Annotated in this window: 15 protein-coding genes; 11 read left to right on the forward strand and 4 right to left on the reverse strand. The window is 61.1% G+C overall.

Annotated elements, in window-relative coordinates; genetic code table 11:
• Positions 1-173: 173 nt before the first annotated feature.
• The 4 genes from dnaN to purF all read left to right on the forward strand — a co-directional run bounded on the left by dnaN (position 174) and on the right by purF (position 5,954).
• A complete protein-coding gene (gene dnaN / locus SynM161_RS00005; RefSeq protein ID WP_186541586.1) occupies positions 174-1,331 on the forward strand; it encodes a DNA polymerase III subunit beta in 1,158 nt (385 codons plus the stop codon).
• Position 1,332: 1 nt separating this feature from the next.
• Complete coding sequence (locus SynM161_RS00010) at positions 1,333-2,088, forward strand: RNA methyltransferase (protein ID WP_186541587.1); 756 nt, start codon at positions 1,333-1,335, stop codon at positions 2,086-2,088.
• A gap of 40 nt (positions 2,089-2,128) precedes the next feature.
• Positions 2,129-4,435 (forward strand): phosphoribosylformylglycinamidine synthase subunit PurL, encoded by a 2,307-nt coding sequence (purL, locus tag SynM161_RS00015; RefSeq protein ID WP_186541588.1) that lies wholly within the window; start codon positions 2,129-2,131, stop codon positions 4,433-4,435.
• 61 nt (positions 4,436-4,496) lie between these two features.
• Positions 4,497-5,954, forward strand: a complete 1,458-nt coding sequence (gene purF, locus SynM161_RS00020; RefSeq protein ID WP_186541589.1) for an amidophosphoribosyltransferase — start codon at positions 4,497-4,499, stop codon at positions 5,952-5,954.
• A gap of 7 nt (positions 5,955-5,961) precedes the next feature.
• Here the strand turns inward: purF and SynM161_RS00025 are convergent, their stop codons facing one another.
• From SynM161_RS00025 to queG, 3 genes are read right to left on the reverse strand one after another with little or no spacing between them, the layout of a single operon-like run.
• The gene (locus SynM161_RS00025; protein ID WP_186541590.1) at positions 5,962-8,430 is read right to left on the reverse strand and encodes a DNA topoisomerase (ATP-hydrolyzing) subunit A; all 2,469 of its coding nucleotides are present in this window, start codon (positions 8,428-8,430) and stop codon (positions 5,962-5,964) included.
• Between the two features lie 45 nt (positions 8,431-8,475).
• Positions 8,476-9,339, reverse strand: a complete 864-nt coding sequence (locus SynM161_RS00030; protein WP_255441812.1) for a tetratricopeptide repeat protein — start codon at positions 9,337-9,339, stop codon at positions 8,476-8,478.
• A gap of 37 nt (positions 9,340-9,376) precedes the next feature.
• Positions 9,377-10,342: a tRNA epoxyqueuosine(34) reductase QueG gene (gene queG, locus SynM161_RS00035; RefSeq protein WP_186541592.1), complete on the reverse strand. Its 966-nt coding sequence runs from the start codon at positions 10,340-10,342 to the stop codon at positions 9,377-9,379.
• 36 nt (positions 10,343-10,378) lie between these two features.
• Here queG and SynM161_RS00040 point away from each other — a divergent pair, with 36 nt between their 5' ends.
• The 7 genes from SynM161_RS00040 (at position 10,379) to SynM161_RS00070 (ending at position 17,546) form a co-directional block, all read left to right on the forward strand.
• The gene (locus SynM161_RS00040; protein WP_186541593.1) at positions 10,379-11,026 is read left to right on the forward strand and encodes an HpsJ family protein; all 648 of its coding nucleotides are present in this window, start codon (positions 10,379-10,381) and stop codon (positions 11,024-11,026) included.
• Between the two features lie 50 nt (positions 11,027-11,076).
• Positions 11,077-11,811 carry a DUF502 domain-containing protein gene (locus SynM161_RS00045; RefSeq protein ID WP_006849770.1) on the forward strand — a complete coding sequence of 245 codons (735 nt, stop codon included), beginning with the start codon at positions 11,077-11,079 and terminating at the stop codon, positions 11,809-11,811.
• Positions 11,812-11,814: 3 nt separating this feature from the next.
• Positions 11,815-12,450 carry a transcription antitermination factor NusB gene (nusB, locus tag SynM161_RS00050; protein WP_186541594.1) on the forward strand — a complete coding sequence of 212 codons (636 nt, stop codon included), beginning with the start codon at positions 11,815-11,817 and terminating at the stop codon, positions 12,448-12,450.
• A complete protein-coding gene (ftsY, locus tag SynM161_RS00055; RefSeq protein ID WP_186541595.1) occupies positions 12,450-13,976 on the forward strand; it encodes a signal recognition particle-docking protein FtsY in 1,527 nt (508 codons plus the stop codon). The genes nusB and ftsY overlap by 1 nt, the downstream gene beginning before the upstream one ends.
• Positions 13,977-14,011: 35 nt before the next feature.
• Positions 14,012-15,424, forward strand: a complete 1,413-nt coding sequence (locus SynM161_RS00060) for a PP2C family protein-serine/threonine phosphatase (RefSeq protein ID WP_186541596.1) — start codon at positions 14,012-14,014, stop codon at positions 15,422-15,424.
• Between the two features lie 28 nt (positions 15,425-15,452).
• A complete protein-coding gene (gene argH, locus SynM161_RS00065) occupies positions 15,453-16,871 on the forward strand; it encodes an argininosuccinate lyase (RefSeq protein ID WP_186541597.1) in 1,419 nt (472 codons plus the stop codon).
• A 126-nt stretch (positions 16,872-16,997) separates the two neighbouring features.
• Positions 16,998-17,546 carry an RNA-binding protein gene (locus SynM161_RS00070; protein WP_186541598.1) on the forward strand — a complete coding sequence of 183 codons (549 nt, stop codon included), beginning with the start codon at positions 16,998-17,000 and terminating at the stop codon, positions 17,544-17,546.
• A 13-nt stretch (positions 17,547-17,559) separates the two neighbouring features.
• Here SynM161_RS00070 and dusA read toward each other — a convergent pair whose 3' ends face one another.
• On the reverse strand, positions 17,560-18,555 hold the full coding sequence (dusA, locus tag SynM161_RS00075; RefSeq protein ID WP_186541599.1) for a tRNA dihydrouridine(20/20a) synthase DusA: 996 nt from the start codon (positions 18,553-18,555) through the stop codon (positions 17,560-17,562).
• Between the last annotated feature and the right edge of the window lie 7 nt (positions 18,556-18,562).

Here is an 18,562-nt window from a genome sequence, read left to right on the forward strand (position 1 = left end):
CTGAGCTCCTTTCCCCCTTTTCCCCAGGCCCTACGACGGCTGTTTTTGTTTTTTATTTTTTAAATCCATAAGAACCAAACAGCCGAACAAAGGCTCCCGAAGCGTTGGCCATTGCACTTCCCCTCAGCCTGTGAAACCGTGGGACACCTCAGCGCGCTCAGGTCTTTAGGACGATGAAGGTGGTCTGTTCACAGTCCGAACTGAATAGCGCTCTGCAATTGGTGAGCCGTGCAGTCGCCACACGCCCCACGCACCCGGTTTTGGCCAATGTGTTGCTCACCGCCGATGCCGGCAGCAACCGCCTCAGCCTGACCGGTTTTGATCTGAGCCTGGGAATTCAGACCTCCCTCGCAGCCAGTGTGGAAACCAGCGGTGCCATCACACTGCCGGCCCGGCTGCTGGGAGAGATCGTGTCCCGCTTGTCCAGCGATTCTCCAGTCACCCTCGCCGTAGACGATTCCGGTGAGCAGGTTCAGCTCACCAGCCTCAGCGGCAGCTATCAGATGCGCGGCATGAGCGCTGACGACTACCCCGATCTTCCGATGGTGGAGAGCGGCATGACGCTCAAGCTGCAACCTGAAAGGTTGGTGCAGGCGCTCAAAGGCACCCTGTTTGCCAGCAGTGCTGATGAAGCGAAGCAACTGCTCACCGGCGTGCATCTCAAGTTCAACCAGCGAGCTCTGGAAGCGGCTGCCACCGATGGTCACCGCCTTGCCGTGCTCAATGTTGAAGATGCCCTGCAGGATGCGGCCGTGACCGATGCGGTGGACGACGAGGGGTTCGCCGTGACGCTTCCATCGCGCTCACTGCGGGAGGTGGAGAGGCTGATGGCGTCCTGGCGGTCCGATGAACCGGTCAGTTTGTTCTGTGATCGAGGCCAGGTGGTGTTTCTTGCGGCCGATCAAATGGTCACCAGCCGCACCTTGGAAGGCACCTATCCCAATTACGGCCAGCTGATCCCCGATGGTTTCACCCGCACCTTTGGAATGGACCGTCGCGCCCTGATCGCTGCTTTGGAGCGGATTGCTGTTCTCGCTGATCAACACAACAACGTTGTGAAATTCAGCAGTCAGCCTGAGGACGGTGTTGTCCAGATCAGTGCCGATGCGCAGGATGTGGGCAGTGGCTCTGAATCGCTTTCCTCCAACTTGGAGGGTGACGCCATGCAGATCGCCTTCAATGTTCGCTATCTGCTGGATGGCCTGAAAGCCATGGGCTCTGATCGGATTGTTCTGCACTGCAACGCGCCCACCACGCCGGCTGTGCTCCGTTCCGAGGAAGCGTCCGAAGCCTTCACCTATCTGGTGATGCCTGTTCAGATTCGTTCCTGATGTGTCGCTACCGGATCAGCTGCTTCTCAGTGATCTTCTGAGTCATACGGTTCGTTGTGATCTGGGTCTGGATCACGGGCCTGGGGTCATGGCCTGGATGCATCCGCCGGTGCATCGTCTTCTGGGCTGGGTCAGCCGTCCATCAGCCCTGCGCATGTCACGGGATGTCTGGCGTTTGAACCAGTGTTGTGGTTTGAGCGATCAACAGGTGTTTGTCCGTGGCGAGCCGGCGGTCACCGATCAGGTGACCCTGGAGCGCTTGCCCACGCTGATGGATGCAGCCTTGCTGGATCGTGACGGTGAGCGGATCGGCAGCGTTGTGGACCTTGATTTTCGACCTGCCGATGGCGCGATTCTTCACTACCTGATCGCCCGCAGCGACCCGCGGTTGCCGGGGAGTTCCCGATGGCGTTTGGCTCCCGATCGCATCCTTGATCAACAACCGGGTCAGATCCAAACCGGGCTGATGGGATTGGACGATCTGCCCATGGCCCGCGCCAGCGTTCGGCACGATCTGCTCCAACGCACCCAACACTGGCGGGACCAGTTGCGTTCCATGGGTGATCGGGCCAGCGATCGCCTGGAGGGTTGGTTGGACGACTCGCCCATCGATGAGCTGCGATCGGAAAGCGTGCGCTTCAGATCCGACGACGAGGACGAACCAAGAGAGGTGTCTGGACCTGAAGTCTGGGACGACGAAAGCTGGGATGAGCCCCCCTCTCGCCACCGTCGCGACGACGAAGATCCCTGGGTCTGACGGGCGGTCGGCAACACTGGGGGGAGGTGCTCCGCGATTCGTGGTTTCCTCCCCTGCGTACGACATAGCTGCAGCCCTGAAGCAGGAAGGGCTCAAGCCCAGTGACTGGGATGAGATCTGTCGGCGTCTCGGCCGCGAGCCGAATCGAGCCGAACTGGGCATGTTCGGTGTGATGTGGTCCGAACACTGCTGTTATCGCAATTCCCGGCCTTTGCTGAGTGGCTTCCCCACGGAGGGACCACGCATCCTTGTGGGACCCGGCGAAAACGCTGGTGTGGTGGATCTCGGTGGGGGCCATCGGTTGGCCTTCAAGATCGAAAGCCATAACCACCCCTCCGCCGTCGAACCCTTTCAGGGGGCAGCCACAGGGGTGGGCGGCATCCTGCGTGACATCTTCACGATGGGGGCCCGTCCGATCGCGCTGCTGAACGCTCTGCGCTTCGGCCCTCTTGAGGATCCCGCCAACGTTGGCTTGATGGAAGGCGTTGTGGCCGGCATTGCCCATTACGGCAACTGCGTTGGTGTCCCGACGGTGGGTGGCGAGGTGGCTTTTGATCCCTCCTATTCCGGCAATCCGTTAGTAAATGCCATGGCCCTTGGCCTGATGGAGACCGAGGAGATCGTCAAATCCGGTGCGATCGGCGTCGGCAATCCTGTGGTGTACGTGGGCAGCACCACCGGTCGGGACGGCATGGGGGGAGCCAGCTTTGCCAGTGCTGAGCTCAGTGCCGATTCCCTCGATGATCGCCCCGCCGTTCAGGTGGGTGATCCGTTTCTGGAGAAAGGGCTGATCGAAGCCTGCCTTGATGCCTTCGCCAGTGGTGATGTGGTGGCTGCTCAGGACATGGGCGCCGCTGGTCTCACCTGCAGCTGTTCGGAAATGGCTGCCAAAGGGGGCCTGGGGGTGGAACTGGATCTCGACCGTGTTCCGGCCCGTGAAACCGGGATGACGGCTTACGAGTTCCTGTTGTCGGAATCCCAGGAACGGATGTTGTTCGTGGTGAAGGCCGGCCGGGAGGACGCCTTGATGCAGCGCTTCCGTCGCTGGGGCCTGCAGGCGGCGGTTGTGGGCAAGGTGCTCCAGGAACCGATTGTGCGGGTGTTGCATCACGGTGCCGTCGCCGCTGAGGTGCCGGCCACGGCTCTTGCCGATGACACTCCAATCGAAAAACATGCCCTGTTGCAGGAGCCCCCGGCAGACCTTCAGGCGCTCTGGAGCTGGACCGAGCAGGAGCTTCCGGAGCTGAGTGATGCAGCGGCAGCCCTGCTTCAGCTTCTGGATGACCCCACCATTGCGAGTAAGCAGTGGGTTCACCGTCAGTACGACCAGCAGGTGCTGGCCAACACGGTGGTCTCGTCTGGAGCCGCTGATGCCGCCGTGGTGCGGTTGAGACCTCAGCAAGGCGATGGATCCATGGCCGGATCCAATCGTGGTGTTGCTGCCACGGTGGACTGCCCCAACCGTTGGGTTGCCCTGGATCCCGAACGCGGCGCTCAGGCGGCCGTTGCCGAAGCGGCACGCAACCTGAGTTGTGTGGGGGCGGAGCCCCTGGCGGTGACCGACAACCTCAATTTCCCGTCACCGGAAACACCCAAGGGCTTCTGGCAGCTGGCCATGGCCTGTCGCGGGATCTCCGATGCCTGCCGTGCCCTCAACACTCCCGTCACTGGAGGCAATGTCTCGCTCTACAACGAGACCAAACAGGACGACGGCACGATGCAACCGATCCACCCCACGCCGGTGATCGGCATGGTTGGTGGTGTGGATGACATCAGCCGTGTGACTGGCTTGGCCTGGCAACAGCCTGGCGATGCGATCTTCCTCATCGGTGTTCCCCCGGAGGATGGTGCCGATCCCAGCCTTGGTTTGGCCGGCAGTGCCTATCAGCAGCAGACCCTTGGCTCCTTGGCCGGACGACCGCCCAAGCCCGATCTTGCCCTCGAAGCAGCGGTGGGGCATTTGGTGCGTGAGGCCATTGCTCAAGGTTTGTTGGCCTCCGCCCACGATTGCAGTGATGGCGGCTTGGCCGTGGCGTTGGCCGAATCCTGCATCGCTTCTGATCTTGGCATCAGCGTGACCTTGTCCACAGGCTCAGCGCGCCTTGAGCGGGTTCTGTTCGCCGAAGGTGGCAGCCGGGTGATTGTGTCGGTGAATGCAGCATCCCTCCCTGCATGGGAGCAGTTGATCGGATCCAAGCCAGCGCTTTGCGTCACCCAGCTGGGCAGCGTGACTGCGGAGCCTCGATTGGTGATCCGATCCGAATCAGCCGTTCAGCTTGATCTTGAGGTGCAACGCTGTGCTGCTGTTTTCCGTGATGCGTTGCCCCGACGGATGCATTCGGAGTGATTGAGTCAGGCGTTGCCTGACGGTCGTTTCTCTTCCTTATCTCTCTGACTTCGGATTCATCATGTGCGGCATTATCGGAATGTTCTGTGTTGACTCGGTCAACCAACAGATCTACGACAATCTGCTTCTGCTTCAGCACCGCGGTCAGGACTCGGCAGGGATTGTCACGATGGACAATCACACCTTCCACGTGCACAAACAAAGGGGACGTGTGCGTGAAGCCTTTCGCACAAGAGACATGCGAAAGCTGCTGGGTAATGCTGGGATCGGTCACGTTCGTTATGCCACCCGTGGAGCTGCTGCGTCAGAAGAGGAAGTTCAGCCGTTCTATGTGAATGCCCCCTATGGCATCACTTTCGTTCACAATGGCAATCTCACCAACACCCTTCAGCTTGAGCAGGATCTGTTCAAGATTGATCGTCGTCACACCAATTCCACCAGCGATACGGAGATGCTGGTCAATGTGTTGGCCACGGAGATTCAATCCCAACTCACAGGACGTGATCTCACACCGGATCAGTTGTTTGATGCGGTGGCGTCACTTCATCACCGCGTTCAGGGCTCCTACGCGGCGATTGCTTTGATTGCGGGCCACGGAATGCTGGCCTTCCGGGATCCCTATGGAATTCGTCCCCTGATTCTCGGCAGGCGGTTGTCCGACCAGGGTCGTGAGGAGTGGATTGTCGCCAGCGAATCGCTTGTGATTGAAAACAGTGGTTACGAGATCGTTCGCGATGTTGATCCCGGCGAGGCGGTGTTCATCGACGCTGATTCGAACTTGCACCAGCGTCAGTGTGCTGAATCTCCTCGTTTGATTCCCTGTGCTTTTGAGTACGTGTATTTGGCGCGGCCGGATTCCGTTATGAACGGCATATCGGTGTACGAGTCGCGTCTACGGATGGGTGATCGTCTGGCTAAGACCATCGCTGAAACATTGCCGGCTGGTGATATTGATGTTGTGATGCCGATTCCTGATTCAGCCAGACCCTCGGCGATGCAGGTGGCCAAACAATTGGGTCTTGAGTATCGAGAAGGGTTTTATAAAAACCGCTATGTCGGCCGCACCTTCATCATGCCGGGTCAAGCTGAAAGGAAGAAGTCAGTGCGGCAGAAGCTCAATGCTCTCGGAACTGAATTCGCCGGGAAGAATGTTCTGATTGTCGACGATTCGATTGTTCGTGGAACAACATCCCGCGAGATTGTTCAGATGGCACGCAGCGCTGGTGCCAACAAGGTGACGTTCACTTCGGCTGCTCCACCGGTTCGCTATCCCAATGTTTATGGGATCAACATGCCAACCCGGGCGGAGCTCCTTGCCCACGGCCGAACCAGTGAGCAGATCTCAGATGTTCTCGGGGCTGATCATGTTGTTTATCAGACCGTTGAGAACCTGCTGGAAAGCATTGTGGAGAACACTGAGATCAAGGATCTCGAGATGTCTTGTTTTGATGGCCACTATGTGACCGGTGGAATCGACGAAGATTATTTCCAGTGGTTGGAGCAGAATTGCCGCTCCTGATCGGGGCTTAGGGATTCGGTTGAATGGCGTTGATCACATCAACGATGGTCTCTCCCATCTGAAGAGACGCCTGCTCCGTGGGTTTGTCTCTGGGTTTTGAGACGTTGATGTTGTCCGGATCCAAGCGCCCGTGACGATCCTTGCTGGTACGCACACCCACAAGACCGGGTCCAGTGCTGATGCCCACCAGGCGATCAGATTCCGCATCAATCTGCACCGCCATGCTGCCGAGATCGCCCCGCTGGTTGTAGCGCAGGCCTGAGCAGTCGATTCGCACGATTACTCCCTGCCTGGTGATCAGCATCAGTGGGGTCTGTTCCGTGCAGACGGCTCCAACGATCTGTTCCCCGGGGAGCAATCGCATGGTCATGGGTCCCTGTGCCAATCGACCCATCAACGGAAGTGAATCTTCAGTGACTCGCAGTCGCAGCAGGCGACCGATGTCGCTGATCAGCACCAGTGTTCCTTTATCGCGGCAGATCACTGCACTGTTGAGCTCGACTCCCTCTTTCAACTTGAGAACGCTGGTGGCCCGACCGGAAAGGTCCACTACTTCGCTGAGGGGGAGCCGCTTAAAGCGTCCATCGCTGCTGAGCAAGCCCAGACTCAGGTCGTCGATGTTTTGGCTGGGAAGCGACAGCAGCGAAACGATGGGGTCCCCGTCGAGGCCCGTGGGCAGGAATCGGTCAATCGGGCCGGGTTGCTGTCCAGCAAATTCCCAGCGCACCTGGGCGATGCGTCCCCCCGCACTTACTGCCAACAGTCGTGGTGGTGGCTCGATCGGCAGGATCACCCGTGCCGGAGATGGTGCATCACCAATGGGGCAAGGATCATTGAGGTGCAGTCGGCCCAGCACCTGGGGGGTGACGATCTTCACTTGGCCATCGGCCTGGATCAGTACCCGACCATCTCCGGGCAGTGCAGCTAGGGCCTGCTGACGCAGAAGTTCCGTGTTCGGCCGTTGGCTGGCCGCCCGTTCGGCCATCAGGGCATCACCGCCCTCCACCAGGCGGGTTCGCCGCGGGGTGCTGAAGCGTTTTTTCAACGCTTTGAGCTCTGTCACCATCGCGTCCAGCAGCTGATCCCGGTTGTCCAGGAGCAACTTCAGGCGTTGACGTTCCGCTCGAAGCTCATCCAGCTCCTGGCGCAGGCTTTCCTGCTCGAGTCCGGTCAGGCGCCTCAGGGGCATGGCCAACACCGCATCCGCCTGCCGCTCGCTGAGGTCGAGACGCACCATCAGGCTGGCGCGGGCTGAGGCGGCGTCATTCGCCTCCTGAATCATGGCGATCACAGCTTGAAGGTTGCTCAGGGCTGTGATCAGTCCTTCCACCACCTCAAGCCGGTCTTCGGTCTTGCGCAGGGCATGGCTGGTGCGCCGGATCAGGGTCAGTTCCCTGAAATCGAGGAAGGTCTGCAGCAGTTGGCGCAGCGACAGTTGCTGGGGTTGTCCATCCACCAAGGCGAGAAGGATGGCTCCGAAGTTGCTCTGCAGTGCCGTTCGCCGTTGCAGATCCTTCAGCACCTTCTCGGGATCTGCATCGCGACGAAGCTCCACCACCACACGCATGCCTTCGCGATCGCTTTCATCGCGGATGTCTGCAATTCCGCCGATTTTTCCGTCATTGACGGACTCCGCCAGTTTTTCGATCCAGCCGGCCTTGCTGAGCTGGTACGGCAGTTCGGTGACGACCACGGCATTGCGTTTGTGGCGCCCTTTGCCCGGTTGCACCTCTTCGGTGTGGGCCACGCCTCGCATCGGGATGCTGCCGCGTCCATGCAGGTAGGTGTCCCGCATGCCTGAGCTGATCAGCACTTCACCGCCTGTGGGGAAGTCGGGCCCTGGGATCAGCTCCAGCAGTTTTTCGTCACTCAGTTCCGGTTTGCGGATCAGGGCGATCAGGCCATCCACCACCTCTCCCAGGTTGTGCGGGGGAATGCTGGTGGCCATGCCAACGGCGATGCCGGAGCAGCCGTTCAGCAGCAGGAAGGGAAGCTGGGCTGGAAGAACGGTGGGTTCCTGTTGGGACCCATCGAAGTTCGGTGCGAAATCAACCGTGTCTTCACCGATCTCCTCCAGCATCGCCTGGTGAGAGATCGGCGCCAGGCGGGTTTCGGTGTACCGCATGGCCGCCGGTGGGTCGTCATCCACCGAGCCGAAATTGCCATGGCCGTCGAGCAGTGGATGACGGCTGGAGAAGCTCTGAACAAGCCGCACCAAGGCGTCGTAAACGGCCTGATCACCGTGGGGGTGGTATTTGCCGAGGACGTCACCGACAACCCTCGCGCATTTCCGATAGGGACGGTCTGGGGTGAGCCCCAGTTCCTGCATCGCGTACAGAATCCGCCTCTGGACGGGTTTGAGACCATCGCGGGCATCGGGCAACGCCCGACCCACGATCACGCTCATCGCGTATTCGAGGTAGGAGCGCTGCATCTCCTGATGCAGGGCGATCGGTTCAACGCGCTCCTCAGCCATTCGGTCTGTCGCTCTCCGACCGGAAGGCGCTCAGCCTACAGATGATCACTGGCTTTTCTTCCACGTTGCGTTGGCTTGGGCTCGTTCCACGCTGTTGGTGAGCTGCGGCTCGCTAAGCAATTCTGCCGTCGCCTCACGGATGCGCACACCCCAAAGCTGTTCGGCTTGATGCAGGGGCAGGACGTAGTTGGGGTTCTTGGCCAATGCTGTGGATGCCAGCTGGATCGCCTCGGTCTGCTCACCCTGTTGATGCAGCGCTGCGGCCAGGGCCAGCATCGGTTCTGCGTTGGTCTCCAGCTTCAACACCCGGCGCCAACGCCGCACGGCTTCCTGCCGCTGGCCCATCTCAAAAAGCACTAGGGCCTGGTTGTTCAGGGCTTCCCAGAACTCCGGCTTCAGGGCTGTGGCTTGTTCGAACGACTTCAGGGCCAGAGGGAGTTCGCCCTGCATGATCCTGGCGTTGCCGAGCTCGAAATAGGCCGAAGCGTCGTTCGGATCCAATTGGAGTCCGCGGGTAATCAAGGGAACGGCATCGTCCGGTCGCTCCGCCCGCAGGGCGATCGCTGCTTCGGCGAACCACAGGCCGGCTTTTTCAGGATTCAGCTGCTTGGCTCGGGCCAGAGATCGGCTTGCGTCCTTGAGGTCGTTGTTGCGCAGTTGAGCCTCCGCAAGGATCGACCAGAACCGTTCGTCATTGGGGTTGAGCCGCACCGCCAGAGCCGCCAGTCGTGCTGCGTCCTTGGCTTGCCCCAGCTGAAGCAGCTGTGCAGCAGTCCGACCGATGCCGATTGATGAGCCCTTGAGTTCCGCTTCGGTGGGCAGATAGACGTAGGGGATCAGGGCGTTGGCTGCTGGGGCGCCGAACCAACCCCCCAGAACGACCAGTGCAGCCGCCAGCGTTCGACGCAAGCCAATTCGACGCAGCACTGGAGCGAGGGTGGAGTCGCTAAAGCGTAGGTGTGGGATCCGGTTGTGCTGCAGCGGCGTTGCGACGCCACATCCAGGGTTTGATCCGTCGCAACGCCGATCCCCGCAGGTTTTGGTCCCAGACGCTGTCGTCCCAGCTCTGGATCTGCTCCTTCTGCAGATTCAGCAGCCATGGGCGTGGCTGCACCTCGGGATCACTGCTTTGGGGCAAGCTTCGGTGGTTCCAGGGGCAGACGTCCTGGCAGATGTCACAGCCCGCCACCCACGGTCCAAGGGCGGCGCGAATGTTTTCCGGTAAGTCGTCCTCACGGTTTTCGATCGTGTGAAAGGCCAGGCATCGCCTTGCATCCACCACAAAAGGTTCACGGATCGCATGCGTGGGGCAGGCATCGATGCAGGCGCTGCAGCGTCCACAGAGGCTGCGGGCTGGTGGGTCGGCGTTCAAGGGCTCCGTTGTCAGCAGATGGCCGATCACCATCCAGGAGCCCCGTTCGGGGTGAATCAGGTTGCTGTGCTTGCCGATCCAGCCCAGGCCGGCTTCCTCAGCCCAGGCCTTGTCCAGCAGCGGTGTGGCGTCAACACAGGCGCGCCAACCGCAGTCGGGCCGTTGTTCCGAAAGCCAACGACCGATCCGTCGCAGCCGTTGATCCACAACCCGGTGATAGTCACGCCCCCAGCCATAGCGGGCGACTTTGAGGGAGCCGGGGGAGGGTTCAGCGTCGACGTAATAGTTGAGGCCGACGGCGAGAAGGCTCTTGGCTCCGTCCAACAGCAGCCTGGGGTCTCGCCGACGGGGGGCGGCCATCCAGGCCATGTCAGCTTGATGACCATGGTCCAACCAGCGCTGCAGAGCTTTGGTGCGCAGCTGCAGCCGAGGACTTCCCGGGATTCTGGCAATGCCAACGGGATTGAACCCTTCCTCAGCGGCGCGGCGCTTCAGAGCCTCGCTTAAACGAGTTTGTTGATCGGTGACATGCCCTTGCATCGACCTTAAGGTTGGGCGCTTATCAGCATCTTCTCTGTGACCGGCACTGAGACAGGACGGCTTGCTCCCTTGCTGCGCTGGCTTGGTTTGACCCTCGTGGTGATCCTCGTCCTGCAGATGCTGGCTGTTCTTGTCGGTGTCGACTGGGGTGCGGATGCTCCACGCCCGCAGGTCACCGGACCGCTGGTGGCCCTTGCTCCTCTGGGATTTGGCGGTTTGTTGATCTGCCTGATCGGATCACGGCTGGATCACCCCCATCAGCAGCGCACTCCTTTGCGTCTGCTGATCGCCGTCCTTTCAGCGCTGTTGGCCCTCGGCATGGTGATTGCCGTGCCCATGTCCCTGGATGGGGGTGCGGGTGACGTGGCCCGTCAGCGCAATCTGGATCAGGGCCGCGAAGCGCTGAAGGATGCTCGAGCCTTCCGAGCCGATGCAGCGCAAGTCACCTCCCTTGGTGAGCAGCTGGCCCAGGCCGGTCAACTCGCTGCCGATGCTACCGAGGACGACAAGCTGCGGGCTGCACAAAAGATGGTGGACGATCAGATCGCCCAGATGGAGGCCCAGCTCAAGACCGTTGAGGCTGGCCAGGCCCGTGAATCCCAGCAGCGGTTCATCGGTGGAACCATCACGGCTGTGGTTCTTGCGATTGCCTTTGCGCTCCTTGCGTTCACGGCAGTGCTCTGACCGCTGGTTAGGTTGGTCAGACTTCACTCAAAGCTGGGCGCAGTAGCTCCTTGGTCCAGTCCAATCCCAGACCTGATCTGCCGCTGTCCGCAAGGCTTCGGCAGGATCTGAAAAACGACCTGATTGCAGGGTTGCTGGTGGTCATCCCGCTGGCGACAACGATTTGGCTGTCAACGATCGTCAGTCGCTTTGTTCTGGCGTTCCTGACCTCGATACCAAAGCAGTTCAATCCGTTCATCACCCTGAATCCACTGCTTCAGGATCTGATCAATCTGGCTCTCGGTCTCACGGTGCCTCTGATGGGCATCCTTCTGATCGGCCTGATGGCCCGAAACATCGTGGGTCGCTGGCTGTTGGAGTTCGGTGAAGGCACCTTGAGCCGGATTCCCCTGGCTGGATCGGTTTACAAGACGCTGAAGCAGCTGCTTGAGACCTTTTTCCGCGACAACTCCTCCCGCTTCCGTCGTGTTGTTCTCGTTGAGTACCCACGGGAGGGGTTGTTCAGCGTTGGTTTTGTCACCGGGGAGGTGGGGCCTTCACTTCAATCCGATCTGAAGGAGCCCCTGTTGAGTGTCTTCATTCCCACTGCTCCGAATCCCACCACCGGTTGGTACACCCTTGTTCCAGCTGGATCCGTCCGAGAGCTTGAGATCAGCGTTGAAGAAGCTTTCCGAACGATTATTTCGGCCGGCATCGTCAACCCCGATGATCGTGAAGCTCCTGTGAATCGGAGTTTCTCCAGCCTCATGGCCCAGTTACGGGCTTCTGCATCTCCTTCCAGCTGAGTCATGGCCACACGATCCCTTACACGCGAGCTGGCCTTGCTGGTGCTTGGTCAGGTGCCGGAACAGAAGTCAGCCTCAGTTGCTGACCTGGCCCTTGATTCGATCCTGGACCAGGCCCTCGACACCCTCACCCAGCACTGGCGTGAGTCCCTTGATGCCAGTGCTGCAGAGCTCGATCAGGCGCAGCAGTCCCTGCTGGACAGCGAGCTACAGCAGGGCGAACCAGGAACCCATGACACCGTCCGCACCCATCTGCGCGCCTCTTTGAGTTCCGCTGAACAGGTGCTGAATGGTTTGTCAGCCAGCCTTGAGTTGCCTCGGCTGTTGCTGCTTGGCGACCAGGAGCAGATTCGCCGCGGCGCCATGGAGCGGGTTCAGAAGGTGCTCACCCAGCGCGAGGGCATCGACAAACGGTTGGATCAGGTGATGGAGGGCTGGAGACTGACCCGGCTTCCGCGGATCGATCGAGACATCCTCCGGTTGGCTGTCGTTGACTTGGAAAGCCTGCGTACTCCCGCTCCGGTGGCGTTCAACGAGGCGGTTGAGCTGGCCAACCGTTACAGCGATGAGCAGGGTCGCCGGATGATCAATGGTGTGTTGCGTCGCTTCCATGACGCTCAATCGAAAGCATCGGCCTGATGGTGTTCAACTGGTTCGAACGACAGGCAGAGGAGTCACCGACGCCGGAGCCGACGCCCACCCCCGCGCCGACGCCTGAACCGATGGCTGGTGGGACTGATGCCCCCGTTTCAGCGGCGCCGGAGCCGACTCCAGCCCCTGCAGCCAGTGAGGAAGAGGATGAGGCTCTGGTTTGGGCCCGTGAGGCTTATGCCCGGCTGAAGGCTCAACAACAGGCCGCGGCCTCTGTCGCCAAAGCGGCCCCCCAGCCCACCCCTGCGCCCAGTCCAGAACCAGCGCCTACACCTTCACCAACCCCAACTCCAGGACCGGCACCGTTACCCACGCCGTCTCCATCACCTCTACCCACGCCGTCTCCAGCACCAGCCCCTGGACTGTCGCTGTTGGAGCAGGCCGCGGCTCAACGCCAGCAGCGTCAGCAGGATCTGGATGAAAGGGCTCTTGAGGCTCCCCCTGCACCCACGCCGGCTCCCACCCCTGCGCCAGCTGTCGACTCAGAAGAGCCGCAGTTGGGTGACTTTGATCAGGATTTCACCTGGTCTGCCGAAGTGCTTGCAGCCCAGGGCCGTCGCGTCGATCAGGTTTCCCTCGAGGAAATCGATTGGTTGGGTCGGCTTCGCCGCGGTCTTGAAAAGACCCGTCAGGGTTTTGTCACCAGCCTTCTGGAGAATCTCGGTGACGACCCGCTGACGCCGGAGGTTCTCGACGATCTCGAAACCCTCCTGCTGAGGGCGGACGCTGGCGTCCAGGCCACCGATCAGGTGCTGGATGCCCTGCGACAGCGGATGAATGAGGAGGTGGTGGATCCTGCGGAGGGGATTCGCTTCCTCAAGGATCAACTGCGTGGCCTGCTGGATGCCCCGATCCAGGCCAGTGGTGTTCCTCTTCTGGCGCCCGAACGGGATCGCCTCAACATCTGGTTGATGGTGGGGGTGAATGGGGTTGGTAAGACCACCACCCTTGGAAAACTTGCCAACCTTGCTGTTCGCAGCGGCTATTCAGCTCTGATCGCGGCCGCCGACACCTTCCGGGCTGCAGCTGTCCAGCAGGTTGAGGTCTGGGGAGAGCGCAGTGATGTTCCAGTGGTGTCCAACCCCAGCAGCAACGCCGACCCCGCTGCCGTTGTCTTCGATGCGATTGGTGCCGCTCGCTCGCGCAACTCTGATCTGCTGTTGGTGGACACCGCCGGACGCTTGCAGACCAAGCACAACCTGATGGAGGAACTCCAAAAAGTCAGAAAGATCATCGACCGTTTGGCGCCGGAGGCGAAGGTTGAATCCCTGCTGGTTCTTGATGCCAGCCAGGGTCAGAACGGGCTTCGCCAGGCCATGGCCTTTGCCCAGGCGGCAGGTCTTACCGGCGTTGTGATCACCAAACTCGATGGCACGGCCCGTGGCGGCGTCGCGCTGGCGGTGTCGTCTGAGGCTGGATTGCCGATTCGTTTCATCGGCGCTGGGGAAGGGATTCGCGATTTGCGCCCCTTCAACAGTTTTGAATTCGTTGAGGCTCTGCTGGCTGGACGCTGAAGCGTTGCTACCTTGCGGACCCTGGGGGTGCGAGGTTGAGCAGCAAGCCGCCCGGACGTCATCCCAGCTCTGCGCAGCGGACCGGGAACCCCTCGCCCGAGGCGATGGCCTCGTTGCGTCAGCTGTTTGACAGCCTCAGCAGCGAACAGCGCCGCAATCAGGATCTGTTGGTCTCCCTAGGGTTTGCCCTCCGCAGCTTCACCAACCTCCAGCGCTTTCTTGAGCTTGTGCCTGTGGTGGCCTCGCGTCTGGTGGGTGTTGAGGGGGCCTTGCTTGTTCCGTTTCAGTCGGATGGTCGCCTCTGGCGTGATCAGCTGCAGGGGACTCCAGCTGAGTCGTCCCAGGATCTGCTGCGGCGTTTGGCAGCCTTTGAACCCGGCTCTGCCGTGGGCTTCGGTAGCGACGATCAGCAGCTGCTGGCGCTCGACCGGCTGGTGCAACGCTGCCTTCCCAAAGCGGCTTTGTTTGCCACGTCTGTGACGGCTCGTGGTCGGACGCGGGGCCGCCTTTACGTGTACGCCCGTAACCGCTCGATGGTCTGGACCGAGGTGCACCGTCGGCACGTTCAGTTGGTGGCGGATCTTGCTGGCGTTGCGATCGAAAACGATCAGATGCTGCAGGACGCCCGCCGGCATGAGCGGGTGGATCGACAACTCAGTATCGGTGCAGAGATTCAGGCCCAGTTGTTGCCGGATCGTTGCCCCGTGATCGAGGGCGTTGATCTGGCCGCGCGCTGTCGGCCTGCATTTCAGGTGGGCGGTGACTACTACGACTTCATCCCCACCCGTCCGGAACTCATCGGTCGACGCCGTGAGCGGGGTCGCTGGGCCCTGGTGATGGGTGATGTCATGGGCAAGGGCGTGCCCGCTGGTTTGCTGATGACGATGCTGCGCGGGATGCTGCGTGCGGAGGTTCTCAGCGGTCTGCCACCGGATCGGATTCTTCACGACCTCAACCAGCTGGCGCAGGAAGACCTGGCGCAGTCGCACCGGTTTGTGACGCTGTTTTATTCCGACCTGGATCCGCGCACGCTGCGGCTGCGTTATGCCAATGCGGCCCACAATCCGCCCCTGCTTTGGCGCGCCGAGCGACGGGTGATCATGCGGCTCGATGCGGCTGGGCTGCTGATCGGTCTCCAACCCGAAGCTGAGTTCGCACTTGGCGAGATTCGCCTTGAACCGGGAGACGTGTTGCTCTACTACACCGATGGCGTCACCGAAGCACCGGGGATCACGGGCGATCGTTTCGACGAAGCGCGGCTGATTCGTGCCCTTGAAACGGCCTGTCGCAGTGGTCAGGGAGCGCAGGGAATTCTTGAAAGCCTGTTTGAACGCTTGGACCGTTTTGTTGGTCCGGATCGTCAGCTGGAGGACGACGCGTCGCTTGTGGTGCTGAAAGTTCCGGAGGCGGTCACGCTGCCGAGTGTGCAGGGACGGTCAATCGCCTGACAAGCTGAGGAAATCGACGGATGAATTGATGGCTGGTGGGGTGACCGGTGGTGCAGCAGGCACCTGGAGCGATCGTTTTGAGCAGGGTCTGCATCCCTTCATCGAGGCGTTCAACGCCTCCATCGGTTTTGACCTGACCCTTCTTCAGGAGGATCTTGATGGGTCGATCGCCCATGCCCGGATGCTCGCCAGTGTCGGAGTGATCACGGAAGCGGAAGCTGAGCAGCTGGTGGAGGGTCTGGAGACCGTTCGTGCTGAGGCGGCATCAGGCAGTTTCCAGCCCGGCCTGGCTGATGAGGACGTTCATTTCGCTGTGGAACGCCGGCTGATTGCCTTGCTCGGTCCCGTGGGCAAGAAGTTGCACACCGGACGCAGCCGCAACGATCAGGTTGGGACTGACCTCCGCCTCTGGCTGCGGCGACGGCTGGATGGCTTGGATCAGGATCTGCAGCGGTTGCAGGGGGCGTTGCTGACCCAGGCGGATCGCCATCGCCGCACCATGATTCCTGGGTACACCCACCTGCAGCGGGCTCAGCCGCTCTGTCTCGCCCATCACCTGCTCGCCTATGTCGAGATGCTGGAGCGCGACCGTGAGCGACTTCAGGATGTGCGGAAACGCGTGAACATCTGCCCGCTTGGCGCTGCCGCCCTGGCGGGTACGCCGGTTCCGATTGATCGCCAGCGCACCGCGAAGGAGCTCGGTTTTTCAGAGGTTTATGCCAACAGCCTCGATGCGGTCAGTGACCGCGATTTCTGCGTTGAGTTCTCCGCTGCCGCCTCCTTGGTGATGGTGCACCTCAGCCGTCTGGCGGAAGAGGTGATCGCCTGGGCGTCCGAGGAATTCGGCTTCGTGCGGCTCAGCGACCGCTGTGCCACGGGCAGCAGCCTGATGCCTCAGAAGAAGAATCCCGATGTGCCTGAGTTGGTTCGGGGCAAGACCGGACGGGTCTTCGGACATCTCCAGGGATTGCTGACCATGATCAAGGGTCTTCCTCTGGCCTACAACAAGGATTTTCAGGAAGACAAGGAGGCGCTGTTTGATGCTTTCCGCACAACACGTGATTGTGTTGAGGCGATGGCGATTTTGTTTGAGGAGGGCCTTGATTTCAGGGTCGAGCGCCTCAATGAAGCGGTGGAGCAGGATTTCTCCAACGCAACGGATGTTGCCGACTATCTGGTGTCTCGCGGTGTTCCATTTCGCGAGGCTTATCAATTGGTCGGTGCTGTCGTCCGGCGCTGTCTGGAGCAGGGATGTCTGTTGCGGGACCTTGATCTGAGTGCCTGGAAGGAACTCCACCCGGCCTTTGAGGCGGATCTGCACGACGCCTTGGCTCCCCGTGCTGTTGTGGCCGCCCGTCGCAGTGAAGGGGGGACAGGATTTGAGCGTGTTGATGAACAGCTTCAGCGCTGGTTACAGCGTTTCAACGGAACTCAGCCGGTGGGATGACTCTCACCCATAACCGGGTCTACGCTTAATCAGCCAGAGGTATGTCACTTCGTTCCGGAGTCATGGCCCGTTGGCAATGTTCAAGGCCTCATCGGTCCACTGTTTCGTACCCGTTCCACGCAAAACGTGAGCATTTTTGTCGGCAACCTTCCCTTCCGCGCTGAGCAGGAAGATGTGATCGAACTGTTTGCCCAGTTCGGTGAAGTCACCAACTGCGCGCTGCCCCTTGAGCGGGATACAGGCCGTAAGCGTGGTTTTGCCTTCATTGAGATGGCCGATGAGTCCACCGAAGAGGCAGCGATTGAGGGGCTGCAGGGTGCCGAACTGATGGGCCGTCCTCTGCGGATCAACAAAGCGGAGCCCCGCGGCAGCGCCCCCCGTCGTGGTGGCGGCGGCTATGGCGGCGGCGGTGGTGGCGGCGGCGGTGGTGGCTACGGCGGTGGTGGCTACGGCGGTGGCGGTGGCGGCTATCGCGGTGGTGGCGGTGGCGGTGGTTACGGCGGTGGCGGTGGTGATCGTCCCTCCGGTGCACGGGGCTGGGAAGACCGCAGCTATGGCGCCCGCGACAACGCTGGGGAGGGCAATGCCTACGACGAAGGGCGCAGCCGTCGTCGCCGTGGATCCTCCAGTGGCGGTGGCGAGGACTATTCCGGTTATGGCGGAGCTGAGGGCTGACCTCAGCCGTTGATCAGAGCCCTGCGTCCTTGAGCTGCTGCCCGGCATTGAGCAGCACATCCAGATCGGCCCCTGGGCGCTGGGCTTTCTCCCCCAGCTCCCGGCGCCAGTGCCGCGCTCCCCGGACGCCTTCCACTAGTTGCACCAGGTGACGGCAGAGGTCCCAGATTCGGCCTCCTCGCTCCAGATGGGCGGCCGCATGGGGAAGCAGTCCGTTCACAACGTCTGACGCCAGGGTCTGGCGTGATTCTTCCCCGAAAATGAGGGCATCGACGCTGGTCCAGCGCAGGGGATGGCTGTAGGCCGCTCGGCCCACCATGGCGCCATCGCACCCTTCCAGTGCCTGAAGGCAGTCTTCAGGGGATTCCAGCCCCCCGTTGAGTTCAATCACCAGGTTGGGGCGGCGTTGCTTAAGCGCCATTACGCGCTCATGCTGCAGCGGGGGAATCGTCCGGTTCTGCTTGGGATCGAGGCCTTCGAGCCAAGCCTTACGGGCGTGAACAGCGAAGCGGCTGGCCCCCGCCAGCGCCACCCGATCCACGAAGTTCGTCAGCAGCGCGTCGCTGTCCAGATCGTCAATGCCGATCCGATGCTTCACGGTCACGGGGAGTCCCCCTGCGTCCACCATGGCTTCCACGCAGCGGGCGACCAGATCCGGTTCCGCCATCAGGCAGGCTCCGAAATTCCCGGCCTGCACCTTCTGGCTGGGGCAACCCACATTGAGGTTGATCTCGTCGTAGCCCCAGTCCTGCGCCAGTCGTGCCGCCTCGGCGAGCAGGCTTGGGTCGTCCCCCCCCACCTGCAGGGCAATGGGATGCTCCACAGGATCGAAGTCCAGCAGCTTGTTGCGTCGCTTGCTGTGGTGCAGCGCTTGGGCCACCACCATTTCGCTGTAGAGCAGGGCCCTGCAGGTGATCTGCCGCATCAGCACCCGGAAGTGGCGGTCGGTGCAATCCAGCATTGGGGCCACACTGAAGCGGTAGGCAGCGGTGGATCCGGAGGCAGTCATCAATCCA

This window comes from Synechococcus sp. M16.1 (genome assembly GCF_014279895.1).
Lineage (GTDB): Bacteria > Cyanobacteriota > Cyanobacteriia > PCC-6307 > Cyanobiaceae > Parasynechococcus.

Bases quoted from the DNA above. Each gene is read 5' to 3' on its own strand.
- dnaN (WP_186541586.1), top strand. From the start codon at position 174: ATGAAGGTGGTCTGTTCACAGTCCGAACTGAATAGCGCTCTGCAATTG.
- purF (WP_186541589.1), top strand. From the start codon at position 4,497: ATGTGCGGCATTATCGGAATGTTCTGTGTTGACTCGGTCAACCAACAG.
- queG (WP_186541592.1), bottom strand. From the start codon at position 10,342: ATGCAAGGGCATGTCACCGATCAACAAACTCGTTTAAGCGAGGCTCTG.
- nusB (WP_186541594.1), top strand. From the start codon at position 11,815: ATGGCCACACGATCCCTTACACGCGAGCTGGCCTTGCTGGTGCTTGGT.
- dusA (WP_186541599.1), bottom strand. From the start codon at position 18,555: ATGACTGCCTCCGGATCCACCGCTGCCTACCGCTTCAGTGTGGCCCCA.
- argH (WP_186541597.1), top strand. From the start codon at position 15,453: ATGGCTGGTGGGGTGACCGGTGGTGCAGCAGGCACCTGGAGCGATCGT.
- SynM161_RS00025 (WP_186541590.1), bottom strand. From the start codon at position 8,430: ATGGCTGAGGAGCGCGTTGAACCGATCGCCCTGCATCAGGAGATGCAG.
- ftsY (WP_186541595.1), top strand. From the start codon at position 12,450: ATGGTGTTCAACTGGTTCGAACGACAGGCAGAGGAGTCACCGACGCCG.